At 63.6% G+C, this 19,105-nt stretch carries 18 protein-coding genes; 9 read left to right on the top strand and 9 right to left on the bottom strand.

The genetic code is table 11. The features are described from left to right. Positions 1-37: 37 nt before the first annotated feature. The 8 genes from DSM104635_RS02395 to DSM104635_RS02360 form a co-directional block, all read right to left on the bottom strand. Positions 38-850 carry an alpha/beta fold hydrolase gene (locus tag DSM104635_RS02395; RefSeq protein WP_158764667.1) on the bottom strand — a complete coding sequence of 271 codons (813 nt, stop codon included), beginning with the start codon at positions 848-850 and terminating at the stop codon, positions 38-40. 7 nt (positions 851-857) lie between these two features. Then, positions 858-1,535 carry a 3,4-dihydroxy-2-butanone-4-phosphate synthase gene (gene ribB / locus DSM104635_RS02390; RefSeq protein ID WP_158764666.1) on the bottom strand — a complete coding sequence of 226 codons (678 nt, stop codon included), beginning with the start codon at positions 1,533-1,535 and terminating at the stop codon, positions 858-860. A 144-nt stretch (positions 1,536-1,679) separates the two neighbouring features. Beyond that, positions 1,680-2,879 carry an acetyl-CoA C-acetyltransferase gene (locus DSM104635_RS02385; RefSeq protein ID WP_158764665.1) on the bottom strand — a complete coding sequence of 400 codons (1,200 nt, stop codon included), beginning with the start codon at positions 2,877-2,879 and terminating at the stop codon, positions 1,680-1,682. Then, positions 2,876-3,697 carry an HpcH/HpaI aldolase/citrate lyase family protein gene (locus DSM104635_RS02380; RefSeq protein WP_158764664.1) on the bottom strand — a complete coding sequence of 274 codons (822 nt, stop codon included), beginning with the start codon at positions 3,695-3,697 and terminating at the stop codon, positions 2,876-2,878. The genes DSM104635_RS02385 and DSM104635_RS02380 overlap by 4 nt, the downstream gene beginning before the upstream one ends. After that, complete coding sequence (locus DSM104635_RS02375; protein WP_158764663.1) at positions 3,697-4,503, bottom strand: HTD2 family dehydratase; 807 nt, start codon at positions 4,501-4,503, stop codon at positions 3,697-3,699. The genes DSM104635_RS02380 and DSM104635_RS02375 overlap by 1 nt, the downstream gene beginning before the upstream one ends. A gap of 2 nt (positions 4,504-4,505) precedes the next feature. After that, positions 4,506-5,666, bottom strand: coding sequence for an acyl-CoA dehydrogenase family protein (locus DSM104635_RS02370; protein WP_158764662.1), 1,161 nt, complete (start codon positions 5,664-5,666; stop codon positions 4,506-4,508). Positions 5,667-5,746: 80 nt separating this feature from the next. Continuing rightward, on the bottom strand, positions 5,747-6,988 hold the full coding sequence (locus DSM104635_RS02365) for an acetyl-CoA hydrolase/transferase C-terminal domain-containing protein (RefSeq protein ID WP_158764661.1): 1,242 nt from the start codon (positions 6,986-6,988) through the stop codon (positions 5,747-5,749). A gap of 26 nt (positions 6,989-7,014) precedes the next feature. Next, positions 7,015-8,223: an LLM class flavin-dependent oxidoreductase gene (locus DSM104635_RS02360; RefSeq protein ID WP_158764660.1), complete on the bottom strand. Its 1,209-nt coding sequence runs from the start codon at positions 8,221-8,223 to the stop codon at positions 7,015-7,017. A 295-nt stretch (positions 8,224-8,518) separates the two neighbouring features. On the opposite strand from DSM104635_RS02360, the gene DSM104635_RS02355 reads away from it, so the two are divergent. The 7 genes from DSM104635_RS02355 to DSM104635_RS02325 all read left to right on the top strand — a co-directional run bounded on the left by DSM104635_RS02355 (position 8,519) and on the right by DSM104635_RS02325 (position 16,177). Beyond that, positions 8,519-9,247, top strand: a complete 729-nt coding sequence (locus tag DSM104635_RS02355) for an SDR family NAD(P)-dependent oxidoreductase (RefSeq protein ID WP_158764659.1) — start codon at positions 8,519-8,521, stop codon at positions 9,245-9,247. 89 nt (positions 9,248-9,336) lie between these two features. After that, positions 9,337-10,563 carry a cytochrome P450 gene (locus DSM104635_RS02350; protein ID WP_158764658.1) on the top strand — a complete coding sequence of 409 codons (1,227 nt, stop codon included), beginning with the start codon at positions 9,337-9,339 and terminating at the stop codon, positions 10,561-10,563. 23 nt (positions 10,564-10,586) lie between these two features. After that, the gene (locus DSM104635_RS02345; protein WP_158764657.1) at positions 10,587-12,263 is read left to right on the top strand and encodes a thiamine pyrophosphate-binding protein; all 1,677 of its coding nucleotides are present in this window, start codon (positions 10,587-10,589) and stop codon (positions 12,261-12,263) included. 11 nt (positions 12,264-12,274) lie between these two features. Next, positions 12,275-13,141 carry a TauD/TfdA dioxygenase family protein gene (locus DSM104635_RS02340; protein WP_228445809.1) on the top strand — a complete coding sequence of 289 codons (867 nt, stop codon included), beginning with the start codon at positions 12,275-12,277 and terminating at the stop codon, positions 13,139-13,141. Next, positions 13,138-14,076 carry a peptidyl-alpha-hydroxyglycine alpha-amidating lyase family protein gene (locus DSM104635_RS02335; RefSeq protein ID WP_158764655.1) on the top strand — a complete coding sequence of 313 codons (939 nt, stop codon included), beginning with the start codon at positions 13,138-13,140 and terminating at the stop codon, positions 14,074-14,076. The genes DSM104635_RS02340 and DSM104635_RS02335 overlap by 4 nt, the downstream gene beginning before the upstream one ends. Then, complete coding sequence (locus DSM104635_RS02330) at positions 14,073-15,272, top strand: alpha-hydroxy acid oxidase (protein WP_158764654.1); 1,200 nt, start codon at positions 14,073-14,075, stop codon at positions 15,270-15,272. Before DSM104635_RS02335 ends, DSM104635_RS02330 begins: the two co-directional genes overlap by 4 nt. Positions 15,273-15,283: 11 nt before the next feature. Beyond that, the gene (locus tag DSM104635_RS02325) at positions 15,284-16,177 is read left to right on the top strand and encodes an SDR family NAD(P)-dependent oxidoreductase (protein WP_158764653.1); all 894 of its coding nucleotides are present in this window, start codon (positions 15,284-15,286) and stop codon (positions 16,175-16,177) included. Here DSM104635_RS02325 and DSM104635_RS02320 read toward each other — a convergent pair. Further along, the gene (locus DSM104635_RS02320) at positions 16,174-17,241 is read right to left on the bottom strand and encodes an aldo/keto reductase (protein ID WP_158764652.1); all 1,068 of its coding nucleotides are present in this window, start codon (positions 17,239-17,241) and stop codon (positions 16,174-16,176) included. The two genes, DSM104635_RS02325 and DSM104635_RS02320, sit on opposite strands and share 4 nt — an antisense overlap. Before the next feature lie 556 nt (positions 17,242-17,797). On the opposite strand from DSM104635_RS02320, the gene DSM104635_RS02315 reads away from it, so the two are divergent. Beyond that, positions 17,798-18,391: an NUDIX domain-containing protein gene (locus DSM104635_RS02315; protein WP_158764651.1), complete on the top strand. Its 594-nt coding sequence runs from the start codon at positions 17,798-17,800 to the stop codon at positions 18,389-18,391. Positions 18,392-18,741: 350 nt separating this feature from the next. Then, on the top strand, positions 18,742-19,077 hold the full coding sequence (locus tag DSM104635_RS02310; protein WP_158764650.1) for a hypothetical protein: 336 nt from the start codon (positions 18,742-18,744) through the stop codon (positions 19,075-19,077). The last annotated feature ends 28 nt before the right edge of the window (positions 19,078-19,105 follow it).

The following is a 19,105-nucleotide window of genomic DNA, read 5'->3' as shown; positions in this document are numbered from 1 at the left end:
CTCCTCGCGCGGGCGAAGCCCTGCGGAGATGCAAACATCAGCGGGCGCGGCCCGCGCTCAGGAAAGCCAAGGTGCGCTTGGCGAACTCGTCGGGATTCTCGAACGTGCCGCAATGACCGACGCCGGAGACCACTTCGAACTTCGCGCCGGCGATGGCGCCGGCATAGGCGCGGCCGTAGTCGACACCCACCACGTGATCCTGGTCTCCCCACAACACCAACGTCGGCAGTTTCACGCGCGCCAGGCGGTGGCGGAGTTTCGGGTTGTGCAATGTTGGCGACCACCCGAAGAGCGTGATTGTCTCACGGTTGCGCGCGTAGCGCACCGACGCCTCCTCCGGCAATTCCGGGAAGCGCAGCCCATGCATCGCGTCGAGCCCCGCTTCACGTGTGCTGAACAGCACCCCCGGCATCTCGTCGTTGGCAAGCCCGAAAATGTCGTAGATCTCACGCTTCTCGCGGTCGCCGAACTTGGCGCCGACAGCGTCGATCAACACCAGGCTCGAAAACCGGTTTGATCCGCGCACCGCAAGCTCGGCCGCGATCCAGCCACCAAGAGAGGCGCCGACGAGCGCGACGTCGCGCAAGTCCAGCGCCTCGACCAGATCGAGATACGCGTAAACAACATCGTCGATCGTGGTGACATGGTCCGGGCGCGAGGAGAGGCCAAAGCCAGGGTGAGAAGCGGCGATGACCTTGTGAGATTTGGCGAGCCGCGCAACAAGCGGATCATCGGCATCAACGCCGAGCACGCCGTGCAGGAAGAGCACAGGCTTGCCCTCACCCTTCGTCATAATCTCGAATTCGACGCCGCCTGCGGTCACACGGTCAGGAAGTGCTTTTACGAACATGTCGTCCTCACGAAGCGACGGAAACTTCGCGCACCGGCGCGGCTTCTAAGCCTTCGCCGCCTTGAGCGCGGTAACGGATGAGATCGGCTATAGTGATGATCGGCAGCGCGTGCTGACGCGCAAAGCGCATCAGCTCCGGCAAACGCGCCATCGAGCCGTCTTCGCTGACAATCTCACACAACACGCCAACCGGCGTGCAGCCGGCCAGACGCGCGAGATCCACGGCGGCTTCGGTATGGCCGGGCCGCTCAAGCACGCCGCCCGCACGTGCGCGCAAGGGAAAGAGATGTCCCGGCCGCGCGAAATCGTCAGGACGTGAAGCCGTGTCGGCGAGCGCCAGAATCGTGCGTGCGCGATCGGCGGCGGACACGCCGGTCGTCGTACCCGCCTTTGCATCCACCGAAACTGTGAACGCCGTTTGGTGCCGCTCTGAATTCGCCGCAACCATCGGCGCCAGATCAAGCGCGTCAGCGCGCTCACCCTCCAGTGCGACGCAAACGATGCCCGTGGTGTGCCGCACGATGAACGCGAGCGCCGCCGGCGTCGCGAACTCCGCCGCCATGATCAGGTCGCCTTCGTTCTCACGCTTGCGATCGTCCATGACGACAACGAGGCCGCCCGACGCCAGCGCGTGCAGCGCCTGCTCGATGGTGTCGTGGGCGTATTCGATGACGTTGTCGTCCAAGGCGGCGTCCTCGAGGAATGCTATTTGCAATACATTCCATCATATGGAACAGCAAACGGGTGTCAAGGATGCGCGGTGGCGCCAGCCGCGCCGCGCCGCACGACTTTTTCTCATTGTTTCCGCAGCTTATTTCAGGGTGACGCGTCAGGCGCGCTCGAACACCGCCGCGATGCCCTGACCGCCGCCCACGCACATAGTTTCGAGGCCGTAGCGGGCCTTCCGCCGCTGCATTTCATGCAGAAGCGTCGCCGCGATCCGCACGCCCGTCGCGCCGATCGGATGGCCAAGCGAGATGCCCGAGCCATTCACGTTGAGGCGGGTCTGATCTTCCCAACCCCAGCCCTTCAGCACCGCGAGCACCTGCACGGCGAACGCTTCGTTCAGTTCGACGAGATCGATGTCGTCCCAGCCGAGTTTTGTGCGCGCAAATAGCTTCGCGACCGCGGGTACGGGGCCAATCCCCATGCGGGCCGGATCACAACCCGCTGCCGCCCAACCCGTCACGTAGCCGATCGGCTCAAGCCTAAGTTCGGTGAGTTTGTGTTCCGCTACGATCAAACACGCGGCCGCCGCATCATTCTGCTGACTCGAATTGCCGGCGGTGACGACGCCGTCCTTCATGATCGACCGCAGTGCCGCGAGACTCTCCACCGTGGTGTCGGCCCGCATGCCCTCGTCTTGCGCGAGCATGATCGACCTGCCCTTCTTTGCTGGCACATCGACGGCGATTACCTCGTCGGCGAACAACCCATCCCTCCAAGCAGCGACCGCCCGAGCATGGCTTTGCGCCGCGAACGCGTCGGCGGCCTCGCGCGAAATAGAGAAGTCGCGCGCCAGGTTCTCCGCCGTCTCAATCATCCCGGAGATGACGCCGAACCGCTCCACCGGCTGCGAGCGCTCGCGTCCGCGCTCCAAACGGTCGTACATCACCGCATTGCCCGCGCGTGTGCCCCCGCGCATGGCCGTGGTGTAGTACTCGATATTGCTCATGCTCTCCACGCCGCCGGCGAGAACGACGTCGGCCACGCCCGTCTCCACCATCATCGCCGCGGTCACGATCGCCTGCAGCCCGCCGCCGCAGCGCCGATCGAGCTGAAAACCGGGAACTTCGATTGGCAAACCCGCCGCCAGCGCCGCCCAGCGTCCAATGCACGGCGCTTCGCTGTTGGCGTAGCTCTGCGCGAACACAACGTCGCCGATGCGCGCAGAATCAATGCCGCTGCGCGCCACGACAGCTTCGATCACCAACTGGGCCAGCCGCTCCGCTGGCAGCTCGCGCAGCGCGCCCAAGAACTTGCCGACCGGTGTACGGAGCGGTGCAACGATCGCGGCGCGTCGTGTCATGTGCTGATCCCTAGCAATCGCTTCGCCCGCGCCACCACCGGCGCGTCAATCATCCGGCCGCCGTGCGCAATGACGCCAACGCCCGTGGCCTCTGCTTCCCGCCATGCGGCAAGCAGCGCACGCGCTTCGTCCAATTCCGCTGGCGAAGGCGCAAAGCCATCGTTGGCGACAGCAACCTGCGCCGGGTGAATACAGAACGTGCCCGTCATGCCCACCCGCCGCGCCAGGGCGATGGCGTTGCGGTAAAGGTCGAGATCGCGAAACTCGCCGATCGACACTGGCGCGCCCAACGCCATCAAACCGCGTGTCGCCGCCGCGAGCGCGATCATCTTGCAGGGTAAATCGAGACTATCCGCAGTCGGCGCGACGCCGAGTTCGGCGGTCAAATCCTCACTACCCAATGCCAGACCGCTGACGCCATTGACGCCAGCGATCGGGGCGGCATTGAAAATCCCGGACGCGCTTTCGATCAACGCAATAAAATCTACTGGTCGCGCATTCGCGCGCGCTCCTATGGCCTCCACAATATCCGCCGCTTGCGACGCGCCTCGCACCTTAGGCGCCACGATTCCTTGCACCGCGCCACACACAGCCGCGTCTATATCGGCCGGCGTGTCAGCGTTTACGCGGACGAAGACCTTCACGCCTTTCGCCGCCAAACCCTCCGCGACGCCCCGCAGGCCAGCGCGCGCGGCCGCCTTCGCCTCCGGCGGCACCGCGTCTTCCAGATCCAGGATCACTGCGTCGGCGCCGCGTTCGTGCACGCGCGCTAGACGCTTCTCATCGATTGCCGGTACAAACAGGAACGAGCGAAGCATCAGGCCGCCTCCGCCCGCGCGCTCATCACGACGCCGCTTTCACTGCGACACCACAATTCGCCATCAGGATTCGCGCACAGCTCGGCCGTCACGCCATCGAACAACGGCCGCTGCGCGCGAAAACTAAAGGCGCGCACGCGCGCCTTAGGCGCGCTAGCCACAAAGTGATTTAATAGCGCCATCGCGATGAACGGGCCCTGCACCACCAAACCCGGGTATCCTTCCACGCCGGCTGCGTACGGGCGGTCGTAGTGAATGCGATGCCCGTTGAACGTCAGCGCCGAGAAGCGAAACAGCGCCACTTCATCCGGCGCAAACGAGCGGACATAAGCTGCCACACGCTGATCCGGCTCGGTCGCGGGCGCCGCTCCGCCCGCCGCACGGTACACGATGTCCTGCTCTTCGCTGATCGTCGCCGCGCCATCTGCACTGATCTCGTGCGCTACAGTGACGAACACCATCTCGCCGCTCGTACCGCTTTTGGCCTTCACTTCCTTGATCGTCGAAACGCGCTCGATCTCCGCGCCGACGCGCAAAGGCGCATGAAACGTCAGCCTTCCACCGGCCCACATCCGGCGCGGGAGCTCGACAGGCGGCAAGAACCCGCCGCGCTTCGGGTGCCCATCCGCTCCTATCTCGCTCTGCTTCGCGACCGGAAAAAAATAGAGCCAGTGCGCCAGCGGCGTCGCCAGCTCCGGCATTCCCGGCTCGCGATCAAAAAGCGCCGCTAGACCCGTAAGGGGCGCAGCGGTCACGACATCCCGCGCCGTTTCGCTGCGCCCGATCCAGTCGCGAAAGTCCGCCATGATCAGAACGACTTCGGCAGCCCGAGCACGTGCGTGGCGACGTGGCTCAGGATGAGGTTGGTGGAGATCGGCGCCACTTGATAAAGCCTGGTTTCACGGAATTTGCGCTCGATATCGTACTCTTCAGCGAAACCGAAGCCGCCATGCGTCTGCACGCACATGTCGGCGGCATACCAGGACGCCTCCGACGCCAGCATCTTCGCCATGTTGGCCTCGGTCCCGCACGGCGCGCCAGAATCAAACAAAGCCGCCGCACGCTCCACCATCATCGCGGCGCCGCTCACCTGCACGTGCGCCCGCGCGATAGGGAACTGAATGCCCTGATTGGCGCCGATCGGGCGGCCGAACACTTCGCGGTCTTTCGCGTACGTGCTGGCGCGGTCGATGAAAAACCGCCCGTCGCCGATACACTCCGACGCGATCAGAATGCGCTCGGCATTCATGCCGTCGAGCACATATTTAAAGCCGTTATTCTCCTTGCCGATCAGGTTCTCCGCCGGCACTTCGAGATTGTCGAAGAATAACTCCGTGGTTGCATGATTGAGCATGGTGCGGATCGGGCGGATCGTGAGCCCCTTTCCAACCGCCTCGCGCATGTCGACGATCAGCACGCTCATGCCGTCGCTCGCCTTCGCCACATCTTCACGCGCGGTTGTGCGGCAGAGCAGCACCATCAGGTCCGAATGCTCCGCGCGGCTGATCCAGATTTTCTGCCCAGTGACGATATACTTGTCGCCATCGCGCCGTGCGAAGGTGCGGATACGTGTCGTGTCCGTGCCACTCGTCGGCTCGGTCACCGCGAACGCTTGCAGCCGCAAGTCACCGGAAGCGACTGCGGGCAGGTATTTCTGCTTCTGCGCTTCGGTGCCGTGCCGCAGAATCGTGCCCATCGTGTACATCTGCGCATGGCAGGCGCCGCCATTGCAGCCGGAACGATGAATTTCTTCCAGCACCGCGGCGGCTGCGCCTACACCAAGACCTGAGCCGCCATATTCTTCCGGGATCAACACGGAGAGAAAGCCCGCCTCCGTCAGCGCGCGCACGAACGCTGTCGGATACGCACGCTCACGATCGAGTGCTTGCCAGTACGAGCCCGGAAAATCCGCGCACAAACGCCGGACGGACTCGCGTATTTCGGGATGCGATTGCTGCGCGCTGGTCATATCCCCTGCACGCTATACGCGCAGGCGTCAGCCCGGCAAACCGCCATTTTTGTTCGGTGCGCATGTCATTCGGGAATGTCTCAGCGCGCCGCCTCGCTATACCGTCGCCACGCCGCTTGAAGCGCTTCTCGGTGTACAGGCGACGCCACCATGATCAGCCGCCTCGCCCGCTCATCATGACTGCAACAGCGCAGATCGGCGGCGCCATGCTGTGTGACGACCACATCGATGTCGAAACGCGAAAGCGACACCGGCCCTCGTCCTTCCCCAGGCGCAACAATGCGTGTGACGGCGCCACCCTTTGCCTCCGCGGGCAGCACAACCATCCGCGTGCCGCCGGCAAGCTTTGCGCCGCGCGCGAAGTCTGTCGAACCGCCCGGCCCAGAGGACAGGCCGTCGGACCGACACTCCGCATAGCCCTGTCCCAACAGATCGACTTCCAGCGCTGCGTTCACAGTCACGAGGCCGCTAAGCCAGGCCATAACGGAAGCTGAATGCGTGCAGGACACAGGTTTGAAAACGAACTGCGGCGACGCCGCGGCGGCGTAAAGCCGAGTGCTGCCGATAGCGAGCCCTGTCGTGATCGGCGCACCGGGCGTCAGAGCGCCGGCCTCAAGCAGGTCCACCGCCCAGTCGCTCACGAACCCAGAGTGAATCCGCAGGTCACGCTTCCGCGAAAGCGCGCGCATGCAGGCGCCCGGCAATCTGCCGATCCCTGCCTGCACAACACCGCCGTTCTCAACGAACGACGCCGCGCGTTCAGCAATCGCATCGCTGACTCCGTCTGCCGCGCCCTCCCGCAACTCCAACAGCGGCGCATCCAACTCGACGACGGCGCTGAGTTCCCCATAAGGAATGCCCGCCCAGCCGTGCGTGCGCGGCATCGCTGCATTCAGGTGCGCCACGCGCACCGGAATCTGCGGCCAAAGCTCCGCCAAAAAATCCACCGCCACGCCGAAACTGCACGCACGGCGCTCGTCCGGCAGCGACGCCGTGAAAATCGCCGCATCGATCTTCTCCGCGCGCAGCATTTGCAGGATTTCGGTGTAGGCGAGCGGCAAAAACTGGACGTTATCGCCAATCCGTTTGAGCGCGCCGGTCAGAAAAAAGGTCGTCAGCGCACGCCCATGCTCAGCGCCGTACGTGCGCTCATTCACGCCTGGGATGAACACGCCGAGAAAGCTGAGATCAGGCCGCTCGAGGCCCAGCGCTTCGATCGCGTCGGCGAGCACAGCGGATTCGCCTGCGCCGCCCTGCACCAACACGCGCGCGCCTCGCGGCAGCACGTCCGCAATTTGGCTTGGCTGAATTCTGCGCGGCATCGCGGAGCCCCACCGCGCGCGACGTTTCACTTTTTGCGCGCGCCAATCATGCCCGACTTCTGCGCGGCCACGAGCGAAGCGGCCGTCTCGTCTTCCTTGGCGTACTTCTCGAACGCCTTTTCCGCGGCGGCGTGCGACTTGCCGCTGAGTTCCGCGCTATTGGCCTTCAGGTCGGCTAAAGAAGCATCGCGATTGCGGTTGGCGCGTGAGAAAGCAGGCGCCACGAAACGCATGTAGAGCTCATAGGACTTCTTGGTTGCTTCCCAATCCGCCCAATCGTGCGCCTGGTGCAGGAAGCACCCGAAATCACCCTGCTTGTCCTGCAGCTTGGTGAGCACGGCGATGGCGTCGTCCGGCGTGCCGATGACGATGTGGCCCGAATCCAGCAGCACATCGACTGGATCGCGCCCGCCCATGTCGCCGAAGCGCCCTGGCGTAAGCGCCCGCGCGTACTCGATGTAGCGATCCAGCCCAAAACGTACATTTTCTCGCGCTTTTTCGCGTGTTTCGGCAATGTGCATCGGCCCCATCAGCCGCAAGCGATTGCGGTCCATGGTGTTGCCGTGCTCGGCCGCGGCGTCGCACGCGTGCTTCCAGTTCACGTCAAGCACATTGAAACCGCCGCGCGCGTCGGTCGCCGCCACGCAAAGCATCGAGAGCCCATACTTTCCGGCAAGGCGTCCGCCCGACGGCGTCGCCGCACTCGCCACCGCGATTTCCAGGTTCGGCGAATACGGCAACAAGTGCACACGCGCATTCTTCAGCGTGTACCAATCGGTTTGCTCCGTCACCGCTTCCCCTTTGAGCAGGCGTAGGATCGCATCGAGAGACTGCGCCATGCGATCGCGCGACTTATTGGGGTCGATGCCGAGCATCTCGGCGTCGGTCACGAGCAGGCCAGGGCCAAATCCGAACATCACGCGCCCCCGCGATTGATGATCGAGCTGGATCACACGGTTCGCCACCGTCATCGGGTTGTGGTAGGGCAGCGAAATCACGCCGGTGCCGAAGCGGATGTGTTTGGTGCGCTCAACAGCGGCGGCGATGAAGAGCTCCGGCGAGGCAATGGTCTCGAAACCCGCCGAATGGTGCTCGCCGATCCAAGCCTCATCGAAGCCAAGCTTGTCGAGCCATTCCATCAGTTCGAGGTCGCGGTGGATTAGGAGGTTCGGGTTCTCGTCCACGTTATGCAGAGGCGCCAGAAACACCCCGTGCCGCAGGTTCACGTTGGACATCGCTGTTTCGCTCCCGAAGGGTGGCCGGCCCCGGTCCAACCGGGGCGGCTGCCATTATACATGGCTGATGGCTTTCCATAAATTGGGACAACCAGCAGGGGGTCGCCACCCCTTTTTTGTCCGCCCCGCATGAGGCGCCCTCATTTTGAAGGCCCGAGGTTACCGCGATGGCCAGGACCGGCAACGGCGGGTCGCTCCCCTCGATGACAATTCATCGGCCCCGCATTCGAAAAAATCCCAACCGTCCCGGCGCCCGCCGTACTTGGATCGCCCGGCTCACACAGCGGGATCGACCATGCGCCTGGCTTCAAAGATCGGCATCGTCACCGGAGCAGGCGCTGGCATCGGTCGCGCCGGTGCGCTGCGTTTCGCCGCCGAAGGCGCTGCCATCGCGATCGTCGACATCGATAAGGTCAAAGTCGACGCCGTTCAGCTTGAGGTGACCGAGGCAGGCGGCAAAGCCATCGGGCTTGCCGGCGATCTCTGCGACGAGGCGTTCGCACGTTCGATCGTGCCGCAGACGCAAGCGGCGTTGGGCGGGCTCGACTTTCTTTGGAACCATGCCGGGACTGTTGGCCCGAAGGACATTGAGGACGTCGACTACGAAGCCTTGGAGCGCGCGATCCAGCTCAACCTACGCGCTGGCATCTTGGCGACCGAAGCGGCCATCCCGTTGCTGCGGCCGCGCCGCGGCAACGTGCTCTTCACGTCCTCAGTCTCTGGCCTCATCGCGTCGCAACTCAGTTTCACCTATTCGATGACGAAGTTCGGCGTCGTTGGCTTGATGCGTGCGTTGGCGAAGCGCTACGCGGCGGACGGCGTCCGCTTCAACGCAATCTGTCCCGGGCCGGTGGCGACCGATATGCAGGCCGCGTCCATGGCAACCATGAAGCCGGTGAATATCCCCGCCGGACGCCTCGGTCGCCCAGAAGAAGTTGCCGCCGCCGCGCTCTTTCTGGTCTCAGACGAAGCGTCCTTCGTAACTGGCGTCGCGCTGCCCGTGGACGGCGGTTACATCGCATAAGCCGCAATCTTAGCTCATCGCGCCGTGAAAAATTCTCTGGCCCCCCCCGGAAACGCCGATGCTAGCATCATTGCAGCGAGCGGTTCGACATGAAACAGGTGACATCCTACACGTATTCGGACCCCAGCGTTCTCGAAAACCCATTCCCGTTCTACGCCGCCATGCGCGCGCAAGAGCCGGTGTTCCGCGAACCGGCGACAGGCGTCTACTTCATCAGCCGCTACGACGACGTTCTGTTCGCAAGCCGCCATCCGGAAATCTTCTCCAGCCGCCGCTCGCTGATCGCGACCGACGACGCGCAGATCGGCGCGGTTCGCGAAAAGGGTTTTGCCGACTCCATCAGCCTTACCAGCAGCGATCCGCCTGAGCATCAGCGCTTTCGCGCGCTCGTCGTGAAGGTGCTGACGCCGCGCGTGTTCGCGAGCCTTGAGCCAAGCATCCATGCGCTGGCGAACAGACTGATCGACGCCTTCGCCGCCGAAGGCCAAGCCGATCTGCACGCACAATTTGCCGTGCCGTTGCCGCTGACCGTGATTGCGGATTTGCTGGGCTTCAATCGCGCCGATCTGCCGCAACTCAAGCACTGGTCCGATGACTACACAGTCGTGCTTGCTGCGCAGGCCTGCCCGGTCTCGCGTGAGGTGATGCTCTCCTTCGCGCGGAGCCTTACTGACCTTCAAGTCTATCTCTCCGATGTCATCAAAGCGCGCCTCGCAGCGCCGGGTGACGACGTGGTCAGCCGCTTACTCGCGGTGAACGCCGAGAGTGAGAAGCCGCTCGATCATGCTGAGCTGGTTGACATGCTCCGCGTCTTCTTCATCGGCGGCAACGAGACCACCACAGTCGCGATCTCCAATACGCTCTTCCATCTCCTATCGGACCCGGCGCTTTACGCGCGTGTCGCCAATGAGCCGTCGCTTATTTCCACCGCGGTGGAAGAGTCGCTGCGCTGTCAGGCGCCGACGCAATGGGTGCTGCGCACGGTGATGCAGGATGTGGAGTTGAGCGACACGACGATTCCCGCCGGCTCGCGCGTCTGCCTGCTATGGGGCTCAGCCAACCGCGACGAAGCCAAGTTCAACGCCGACTCCGATCGCTTCGATCTCGATCGCACCAGCGATAGCAAGCACATCGCCTTCGGCTTCGGCCCGCACTTCTGCGCCGGCTCGGCGCTGGCGCGTGCGGAGCTCAAAATCGCGCTGACCACTCTCTTCAGCCGCCTCAAGCATCTGCGCCTCGCCGAGGCGCCACAGTTCAATCCGCACCCGATCGTGCGCGGTGTCAAACGTCTGCAGGTCAGCTTCGACACGGCCTGACGACATTAACGGGAGGTCCGCCGATGAAGCCCGTCGAACGGCTTCACGAGACGGAGAGTGAGAAGGTCTCCGATACGGTCGCACGCGTGCTGGAGCACTTGGGCGTCAGCACCGCCTTTGGCGTAACCTCAGTCCACAATATCGGCATCCTCGACGCCATCGGCCGGCGCGACCGCATCCGCTTCGTCATGAGCCGCGGCGAAATGGGCGCAGCGCACATGGCCGACGGCTATGCGCGCGCGAGCGGCAAGCTCGGCGTCGTCATAACCAGCACCGGCCCCGCTGCCGCCAATGCCGCGGCCGGGCTGCTTGAAGCAACGCTCGCTTCGAGCCCCGTCCTGCACATCACCGGCCAAAGCTCCAGGGCCCACATCGATCGCGGCACGGGTGCCGTGCATGACGTTCCCAACCAGCTCGGCATGCTGCGCGCGGTGTGCAAGTCCGCGCATCGCGTGGAGTCAGCGGAGACGATCGCTCCCACATTGTTGCGCGCAGCGGCCGATGCGTTGACGCCACCAATGGGCGCCGTCAGCGTCGAGATTCCGATCGATATCCAGCGCGGAGCCGCTTTCGCGCCCGCTCTCCAAGACGAACTCTCTATCCCCACGCCGCGTGCGGCGCCTGCCGACACCATCGCGGCGTGCACGGATCTCATCGCATCCGCCAAACGCCCATTGCTCTGGATAGGCGGCGGCGCACGCCACGCCGGGTCGGCGGTACGGCGTCTGCTTGATCTTGGATTCTGCCTCATCACATCGTGGAATGGGCGCGGTGTGGTCCCCGAGGATGATCCACGCTCACTCGGCGCGCTCAATGGCGTGCTCTCGCCGCAAGTGGACGCTTTCTGCCGCAGCGCGAATCTGTTGCTCGTCGCCGGATCGCGTCTGCGCCATCAGCAGACGCGGGACATGGGCCTCTTCCTGCCCTCGCCGCTGATCCAGATCGACATTGATCCGAGCGCGTGCAATCGCACCTATAGGAACGAACTCTTCGCATGCGGCGACGCCGAACTCACGCTCGATGCACTCGCTGACGCACTCGAAGACCAGCTCTCCGTAACCCCATCCTTCCAGCGTGAATTCGCGGAGATGAAGCGCGCCGCCATCGACGATCTCTGCAAGCGTCAAGGCTCCTACGCTAGCTTTCCCGCGCAACTGCGCGCCGTCATGCCGCGCGACGCCGTCTGGGCGCGTGACATGACCATGAGCAACAACGCATGGGGTCATCACGCCTTCCCGGTCGATGGCCCTCGCGACAGCGTCTTTCCCGTCGGCGGCGGCATCGGGGTTGGCCTTCCACTCGCCATCGGCGCCGCGGCCAGCGGGCGCAAGACCGTGTTGCTCTCCGGTGATGGCGGCTTCTTCCTCAATCACGGCGAACTCTGGACCGCAATCCAAGCCGGCCTCGACATCACGCTCATCGTCATGAACGATCGCGGCTACGGGGTGATCAAGCACTTGCAGAACGCCTCGCACGGCGGGCGCCACTTTTACACGGACCTTGTGTCGCCTGAACTCGAAGGCTTAGCCGCGCTCGGCGGCATCCCTTATCGCCGAGTCACACAGGCGGATCGCTTCGGCCCAACAGCTGCAGAGATGATCGCTGTACGCGGTCCCAGCCTTGTAGAGGTCGACATGCAGGCCGTCGGCCCGCTTCCCTACAAACCGTTGCCGCAGACGCGCCAGCGCGAAGCACATTGATGGAGCGAACCTTGATTGGGATTGAGGATCTGGAAGGCGGACTAGGCGTTCGCGTCAGCGGTGTCGATCTCGCCAAGGGCTGCGATGGCCCCACCATGGAGCGGCTGCGCGAGCTGCTCTACCGCCATCATGTTCTCGTCATCGGCGGGCAAAGCCTCGATACGCAGACATATCTCGCCTTCGGCAAGAGGTGGGGCGCGCCAATCGAGTTTCTGCGTGAAGATCAGCGCGTCGACGGCAGCCCGGAGGTCATTATCGTCTCCAACTCGCCTTTCCTTTTTCCCGAGGGCGCGCGCGACTACGCCGTGCACTGGCACTCCGACAGCACCTACGAAGAGGTACCCGCGAGCACGACGATGCTCTATTGCCTGGAGGCACCGAAAGCCGGCGGCGAAACCCTCTTCGCGGATACCGAAGCGGCCTACGCGGCGCTGTCCGGCGAAATGAAAGCGCGTATCGAAGGCCTCATGGGGAGGCACAAGGCCGGCGCCGGTCAGCGCGACCCAGAGTTCGGCGAACGCCCACACAGCAAGAAGCCGTTCAGCGAGGAAGCGCAGAAACGCATCCGCACGTTCCTACACCCGCTTGCACTGACGCACCCGGTCACCCGTAAACGTGTGCTGTTCGGCGTCGCCGGCACCGCCACGGGCATTGAAGGCATGGAAGACGCCACTGCGATGAAACTCATCACCGACCTGAAGCGCCACGTCCTGCAGCCCCAGTTTCGCGGCGGATACACCGCCCGCGAAGGCGACATTCTGTTGTGGGACAATTACTCGCTCATCCACACTGCAACGCCGATCGACTATTCCTTGGAAGACGGTCATCGCCGTGTTCTGCACCGCATTAGCGTCAAGGGCTTCGCGCCGGCGGCATGAGCTTAAGCTTCGCACCCGATCCCGAATGGGGACATTCAAGCGGTGCGCTACCGGCGACCGACGTGTGCGACGTCGGCGTCGATAAGCATGACAACGTGTACCTCTTCGCGCGCGATGCTCTGCCGGTGCGCGTGTTCACGCGCGAAGGCGCGTTCCTCAGCGGATGGGGCGAAGGTGAGTTCGTCCGCCCGCATGGTCTCGCCATGGGACGTGACGGTGCGTCGCTATTTCTCACTGACGAAGGCTCACACAGCGTCCGCAAGTACGGGCTCGACGGCAAGCTGCTGCTGGAAATCGCCGCGCCCCAAGGCGGCGCACCCTTCATGAGCGGCGCGCCATTCAATCGCTGCACCCACAGTTGCGAGACATCGAACGGCGACATTCATGTTTCCGACGGCTACGGCAACGCCCGCATCCATCGCTTTTCCAGGGGCGGCGCCTTCATCGCATCCTGGGGCGAAAGCGGCTCTGGTCCCGGTCAATTCAATCTGCCGCACAATATCACAGTCGACGATTACGACCGCCTCTACATCGCGGATCGCGAGAACCACCGCATCCAGATCTTCGCCAGCGACGGCGCCTATCTCGACCAATGGAACAACCTCCACCGCCCCTGCGCTCTTACCTGCGCCGCCGACGGCACATTCTACATCGGAGAACTGGGCCCAGCGCTCGCGCTCAATCGCCACTACCCCAATCTCGGCTGCGCGGTGAAAGTGTTGAACAACGTCGGGGCCCTGACGGCGCGCTTCGGAGACGAACATCCCGGCGTCGCGACCACACAATTCCTCGCCCCCCACGGCGTCGCTGTGGATTCGCACGGCGACGTCTACATTGCCGAAGTCTCGCATGCGATCTGGCCCACATTGTTCCCGGACAAAGAAGCGCCCGCCGACCTTCCGTCGTTGCGCAAATGGAAACGGATCGCCGCATGAAACTCGATCGCATCATCAGCATCGACGACATGCGCGACGCCGCGCGGCGTGAGCTACCGAAGATCATCTTCGACTTCATCGAAGGTGGCGTTGACGGTGAGCATTGTCTCGCGACCAACGAAGCGTGCGGCAGCATCCGTCTCGTCCCGCGCTATTTTGGCGACGTCGGCAAGGTCGACCAAGGCGTCACGCTCATGGGGCAAACCTATGCGAGCCCCTTCGGCATCGGCCCCACGGGCCTCGTCGGCCTCTTCCGTCCCGGCGGTGACCTCATGCTCGCACGCGCCGCGGCGGCCGCGCGCATTCCTTTTGTTCTTTCGAGCCACGCCAACGCTTCGCTAGAAGAAGCGGCCGCCGCAGCCGGCGAATACACTTGGTTCCAGCTCTACGGCGCGCGCAACCGCGACATCAGCGCCGACATGACCAAGCGCGCCCGTGACGCGGGCATCAAGACGCTCATGGTCACAGTCGACACGCCGGTCAGCTCGAAGCGCGAGCGCAACATGCGCAACGGCTTTTCGCGCCCCCTCCGCATGCGCTTGCCGATTCTGTTGGAAGCACTGCGCCATCCCGGTTGGATCGCGCGCTACCTCGCCAGCGGCGGCACGCCCCTTTTCTCCAACTGGTCGCCTTATGCACCCGCCGGCGCCAGCAACGACGAAGTCGCGGATTTCTCTACTACGCAAACGCCCAATCGCCAAACTTGGAAAGACTTAGAAGCGACGCGCCGTCTCTGGCCGCAGAAGCTCGTGGTCAAAGGCGTCATGCACCCCGACGACGCCGTGCGTACCGTCGAATGCGGTGCGGACGGCGTCATTGTCTCCAATCACGGCGGCCGAGTGTTCGATCGCGCGCCATCCACGTTCGAGATTTTTCCCCATGTCCGCGATGCAGTCGGCGGGCGCACATCGCTCATGCTCGACAGCGGCATTCAGCGCGGCGGCGACATTGCCACGGCGCTCGCCCTCGGCGCCGACTTTACCTTCGTCGGCCGCGCCACGCTCTATGGCGCCTGCGTGGCGGGCGAAGCGGGCGCAACGCTTGCCATCGAGATTCTGCAACGCGAGATCGAGATCGTGCTCGGCCAAATAGGCTGCGCGAGCCCCGCCGATCTTAATCAAAGTTTCCTGTTCTCCAGCTTCGGCGAGATCACGCCGCGCTCGCCCATTGCCCCGCGCATTGCGCGCTCGACCTAGAACGGACACGTATGCTCGACGGCAAAGTCGCGATCGTAACTGGCGCAGGAGGCGCCATCGGCGCGGCGGTGGCGAAGCACTTGGCCGCCTCCGGCGCGCACGTGGTGGTCAACGATCTCGGCGGCGGCGTTACCGGCAGCGGGCGAGACGCCGGTCCGGCTCAGCGTATCGCGGACGCGATCGCAGCCGCCGGCGGCGAAGCCTCAGCGGGCAGCGAAGACGTCTCGGACTGGGCCGACGCCCAGCGCCTTGTCCAGCGCGCGCTCGACACGTTCGGCCATCTCGATATCGTCATCAACAACGCCGCCATCCAGGACTTCGTGAACTTCGAAGAGACGTCTTTCGATCACTTCGACAAGCACATGCGCGTCAACGTCTATGGCTGCTTCAACGTGGCGCGCGCGGCAGCGCCGGTGTTCGTGAAAGCCCAAGCCGGGGCCTACGTTCACATGACCTCCAGCACCGGTCTCATCGGCATGGCCGGTAACGCGCCGTACATGACATCGAAAGCGGCGCTGATCGGCCTCTCGCGCTCGATCGCGCTCGACATGGCCAAATACAATGTCCGCTCCAATTGCCTCGCACCCGCAGCCGTCAGCCGTATGTCGCCCAAGCGCGCCGACGAAGCGACGGAGGCGCTGTACCGCGACCGCATGCGCCCCGAACTGGTGGCGCCGATTACAACCTATCTCGCCAGCGACGCGGCTGCCGGTGTTACTGGCCAGATCTTCGGCGTGCGCGGCACGGAGCTCTATCTCTACAGCCAGCCACGCCCCATTCGCACACTGCAGCGCAATGATGGCTGGTCGCTCGAGTCCATCGCCGAACAAGTCGGCCCGACATGGCGCGCGGCGCTGACTCCGCTGGAAGACACTTACCACGTCTTTAGCTGGCCGCCGCTCTAACTCTTCTCCGGCGACGCCAGGCGCGGCAACGCTGACGTGTTCGTCAGGGCAGGATTGCGCTCGGCGTGCCCGCGCTGTGTCCAGTATGGATACGGAAAAGGCGGCGCGCTAATCGCATCCAGCTCAGCGACTTCCTCGGGCGAGAGCCGCCACGACGCACTGCCTAGATTATCTTCCAGCTGCGCCTCATTGCGCGCGCCAATCAGCACGCTCGTCACCCACGGCTTGGCCAGGAGCCAGTTCATCGCAACTTGCCCAACCGAAACGCCACGTATCTCCGCGATCTTCCGCGCCACATCGAGAATGTCGTGCGCACGATCCCATTCCCCGACCTTTGGCGTTCCGGGCATCGCGCCCATGCGGATGCTTTTTGGCGGTTCCTCGCCGCGCTTGAGCTTGCCGCTCAAGAACCCAGAGGCTAGCGGCCCCCAAATGAGCATGCCGACTTTCTGATCGATCGAGAGCGGCACGAGTTCGTGCTCAACATCCCGCGCCACCAGCGAATAATACACCTGCTGGCTGATGAACCGCTCAAGCTGTCGCGCGTCAGACACAGCCAAGCTCTTCATCAGCTGCCAACCCGAATAGTTAGACACGCCGACATAGCGCACCTTCCCCGTGCGCACGAGATCATCGAGCGCACGCAGCGTTTCCTCGATCGGCGTCAGCGTGTCGGGCACGTGCATCTGATAGAGATCGAGCCAGGTCGTCCCGAGCCGCTTCAGGCTGTCCTCGCACGACTGCACGATGTTGTGCCGCGAGAGGCCCACATCGTTCGGACCGCCGCCGACGCGCACCGACACTTTGCTCGCCAGCACCACGTCCTTGCGCCGCGCGCCCAGCGCCTTGCCAAGGATCAGCTCGGAGTCCCCGTCCGAATAGGAGTTCGACGTATCGAACAGCGTGACGCCCGCGTCGATGCAACGCCCAACAATGCGCGTTGCTTCTTCGACGCCAGTGGTCCCGATATGCGCGTAGTATTTCGCCGTGCCACCGAACGTGGCCCCGCCGAAACCTAACCGCGACACCGTAAGGCCGCTCCCGCCAAGAAACGCGTACTCCATCACGCACTCCTCACTCACGCCAAGGAGACCTTGGCGCCGGCAACTAACGCCCGCCAGCCGGGAATTCTCATGCTGTTATGATTGAGCTGAGGGCGCGAGCCATCCGAAGCTCGCGGGTAGATGACCAATTCCTCGCGCCGCAAGCGCGGGATGGTGGGCGCGATAGCGATTGAACCTGTGATCCGGGCACGCGAACAAGGTCGGCTCCGACCGCAGAGGGACTTATCGGCTGGAAAAAAGCCCGCAAGCACTAGCGCCAAGGCTCGACTACCGCGCAGTGGATCAGCACATCACTTTTAGGCGTCTCGCGTAGGCGTCTCGCGCCAACTTGAAATGACGGAACGGTTGATTATCATGACACGAGGTGAATTCAAATGCGCAAGGCCGAGCAATTAACCCCCGGAACGTTTCATCAAGCCTGTCAGTCGTGGATAGCCGACGCATTGCCTGCGCGCAGCGCACCACTTTCTCGGTCTTGCTACCACAGGCCCGCGAGCAGTATCGCCAAAGTAAGCGCGGCAGCCGGCGCGAGAGCGCAAGGTGACAAGGGTTCTGCATGATCACGCACCGGTATTGCTCTCAATGCGGGAGCGGCTATCCTCAGAGTGAGGAGCAGCCGGCGCACCTGCGGTGTGTGTCCTGCGGCGCCATTCGTTACGACAACCCGGACGTACTGACGCTCGCGGCCGTGTATGCCGAAGACAAGCTACTGCTGATCCAGCGCGGCGCTGACCCCTACAAAGGAAAGTGGGCTCTGCCTGGAGGATACGTCGAACGCGGCGAATCCGTCGAAGCGGCCGCGGCGCGCGAACTTCGCGAAGAGACCGGCGTGAACGTCGATCCATATCTTTTCCTAGCGCACGGTGTCATCAGTGTTACGCCGATCAATCAAGTGCATGTATGCCTAATCGCTATACTAGACAAAATCGTCGAACCGATCGCCAACGAGCCCGAGATCTTGGCGGCACGTTGGTTCTCGAAGGATGAGTATCCACTCGACAACATGTGGGAACCGGCCCGCAACATTAGCGCGGAAGCGATGTTTCGACCGTGCGTTACGCGAACCATTTCCGTGATCCAGCAGACCGACAATGCGATCCGCGTGATTCACACCGATGTCGGCCTTTCTCATCCCTGGCGGAATATCTGACGACTTAAATCCCGCATCTGTCGCGCCACCAAGTCGCGCGCCTCGGGGCTGCCGATCCATAGCCTCCAGTCTGTTCATACGATTCGCTCCTTCGGAAGCGTACCGCTATGAGCCGTCGGCCCAGCTCGCGCGCTTGTTGCTGAGCGACGGTGTTCGACCATGCTTAGCACCGAAACGGAGGGCGGCTAATGTCCGCTTCGGGCCAGCGTGCGTCGTAGCGCGAAATTCTGCGACCGGCTCACTCGCTCAATTGCTGCCGCCGGCGTATCACCCGCGCGGACGGCTCAAGTTCGCCGAAAGCAGTCATCTCCGCTCATTGCTCTAAGTCCGTTCGTGAGCGACTTTGCGGCATGTATCAGGTGGACGTCTACACGGTCGATCCAGCGAGCGTCGCGCACGGGCATTGGGTCGGATTGATCGCGGTCGGCCTAACCGCGTTGATATCCGCTCTGTTGGTGATGCGATGGGGATGGCGCTCATGGTGGGCGATTATCGTTACAGCCATTGTGGTTCCCACCATCACGACCTTGGCGGCAGGTGGTGCGTGGCCGGGTCCTAACTGGCCGCTTAGCGATTTCGTATTTGATGTTGTGATGCCGCTTGCGGTGGTTGGGTTCGCCGCCGCGGCGGTCGGAAGTGCGCTCGGCGCATTGTTGCGGTGGCTCCTCCGCCCCAAGACCAGGTAGAGTCCGCTTCGGGCCAATCTCGGTCGAC

It is taken from the genome of Terricaulis silvestris (assembly GCF_009792355.1).
Classification (GTDB): domain Bacteria; phylum Pseudomonadota; class Alphaproteobacteria; order Caulobacterales; family Aquidulcibacteraceae; genus Vitreimonas; species Vitreimonas silvestris.
Note: the sequence above shows the minus strand (reverse complement) of the source record. Positions and strands in the feature narration are given on the sequence as shown.

Coding starts and splice junctions, on each gene's coding strand:
- DSM104635_RS02395 (WP_158764667.1), bottom strand. CDS start 850: ATGTTCGTAAAAGCACTTCCTGACCGTGTGACCGCAGGCGGCGTCGAA.
- DSM104635_RS02360 (WP_158764660.1), bottom strand. CDS start 8,223: ATGTCCAACGTGAACCTGCGGCACGGGGTGTTTCTGGCGCCTCTGCAT.
- DSM104635_RS02345 (WP_158764657.1), top strand. CDS start 10,587: ATGAAGCCCGTCGAACGGCTTCACGAGACGGAGAGTGAGAAGGTCTCC.
- DSM104635_RS02365 (WP_158764661.1), bottom strand. CDS start 6,988: ATGCCGCGCAGAATTCAGCCAAGCCAAATTGCGGACGTGCTGCCGCGA.
- DSM104635_RS02325 (WP_158764653.1), top strand. CDS start 15,284: ATGCTCGACGGCAAAGTCGCGATCGTAACTGGCGCAGGAGGCGCCATC.
- DSM104635_RS02315 (WP_158764651.1), top strand. CDS start 17,798: ATGATCACGCACCGGTATTGCTCTCAATGCGGGAGCGGCTATCCTCAG.
- DSM104635_RS02350 (WP_158764658.1), top strand. CDS start 9,337: ATGAAACAGGTGACATCCTACACGTATTCGGACCCCAGCGTTCTCGAA.
- DSM104635_RS02370 (WP_158764662.1), bottom strand. CDS start 5,666: ATGACCAGCGCGCAGCAATCGCATCCCGAAATACGCGAGTCCGTCCGG.
- DSM104635_RS02375 (WP_158764663.1), bottom strand. CDS start 4,503: ATGGCGGACTTTCGCGACTGGATCGGGCGCAGCGAAACGGCGCGGGAT.
- DSM104635_RS02330 (WP_158764654.1), top strand. CDS start 14,073: ATGAAACTCGATCGCATCATCAGCATCGACGACATGCGCGACGCCGCG.
- DSM104635_RS02380 (WP_158764664.1), bottom strand. CDS start 3,697: ATGCTTCGCTCGTTCCTGTTTGTACCGGCAATCGATGAGAAGCGTCTA.
- DSM104635_RS02320 (WP_158764652.1), bottom strand. CDS start 17,241: ATGGAGTACGCGTTTCTTGGCGGGAGCGGCCTTACGGTGTCGCGGTTA.
- DSM104635_RS02385 (WP_158764665.1), bottom strand. CDS start 2,879: ATGACACGACGCGCCGCGATCGTTGCACCGCTCCGTACACCGGTCGGC.
- DSM104635_RS02335 (WP_158764655.1), top strand. CDS start 13,138: ATGAGCTTAAGCTTCGCACCCGATCCCGAATGGGGACATTCAAGCGGT.
- DSM104635_RS02355 (WP_158764659.1), top strand. CDS start 8,519: ATGCGCCTGGCTTCAAAGATCGGCATCGTCACCGGAGCAGGCGCTGGC.
- DSM104635_RS02310 (WP_158764650.1), top strand. CDS start 18,742: ATGTATCAGGTGGACGTCTACACGGTCGATCCAGCGAGCGTCGCGCAC.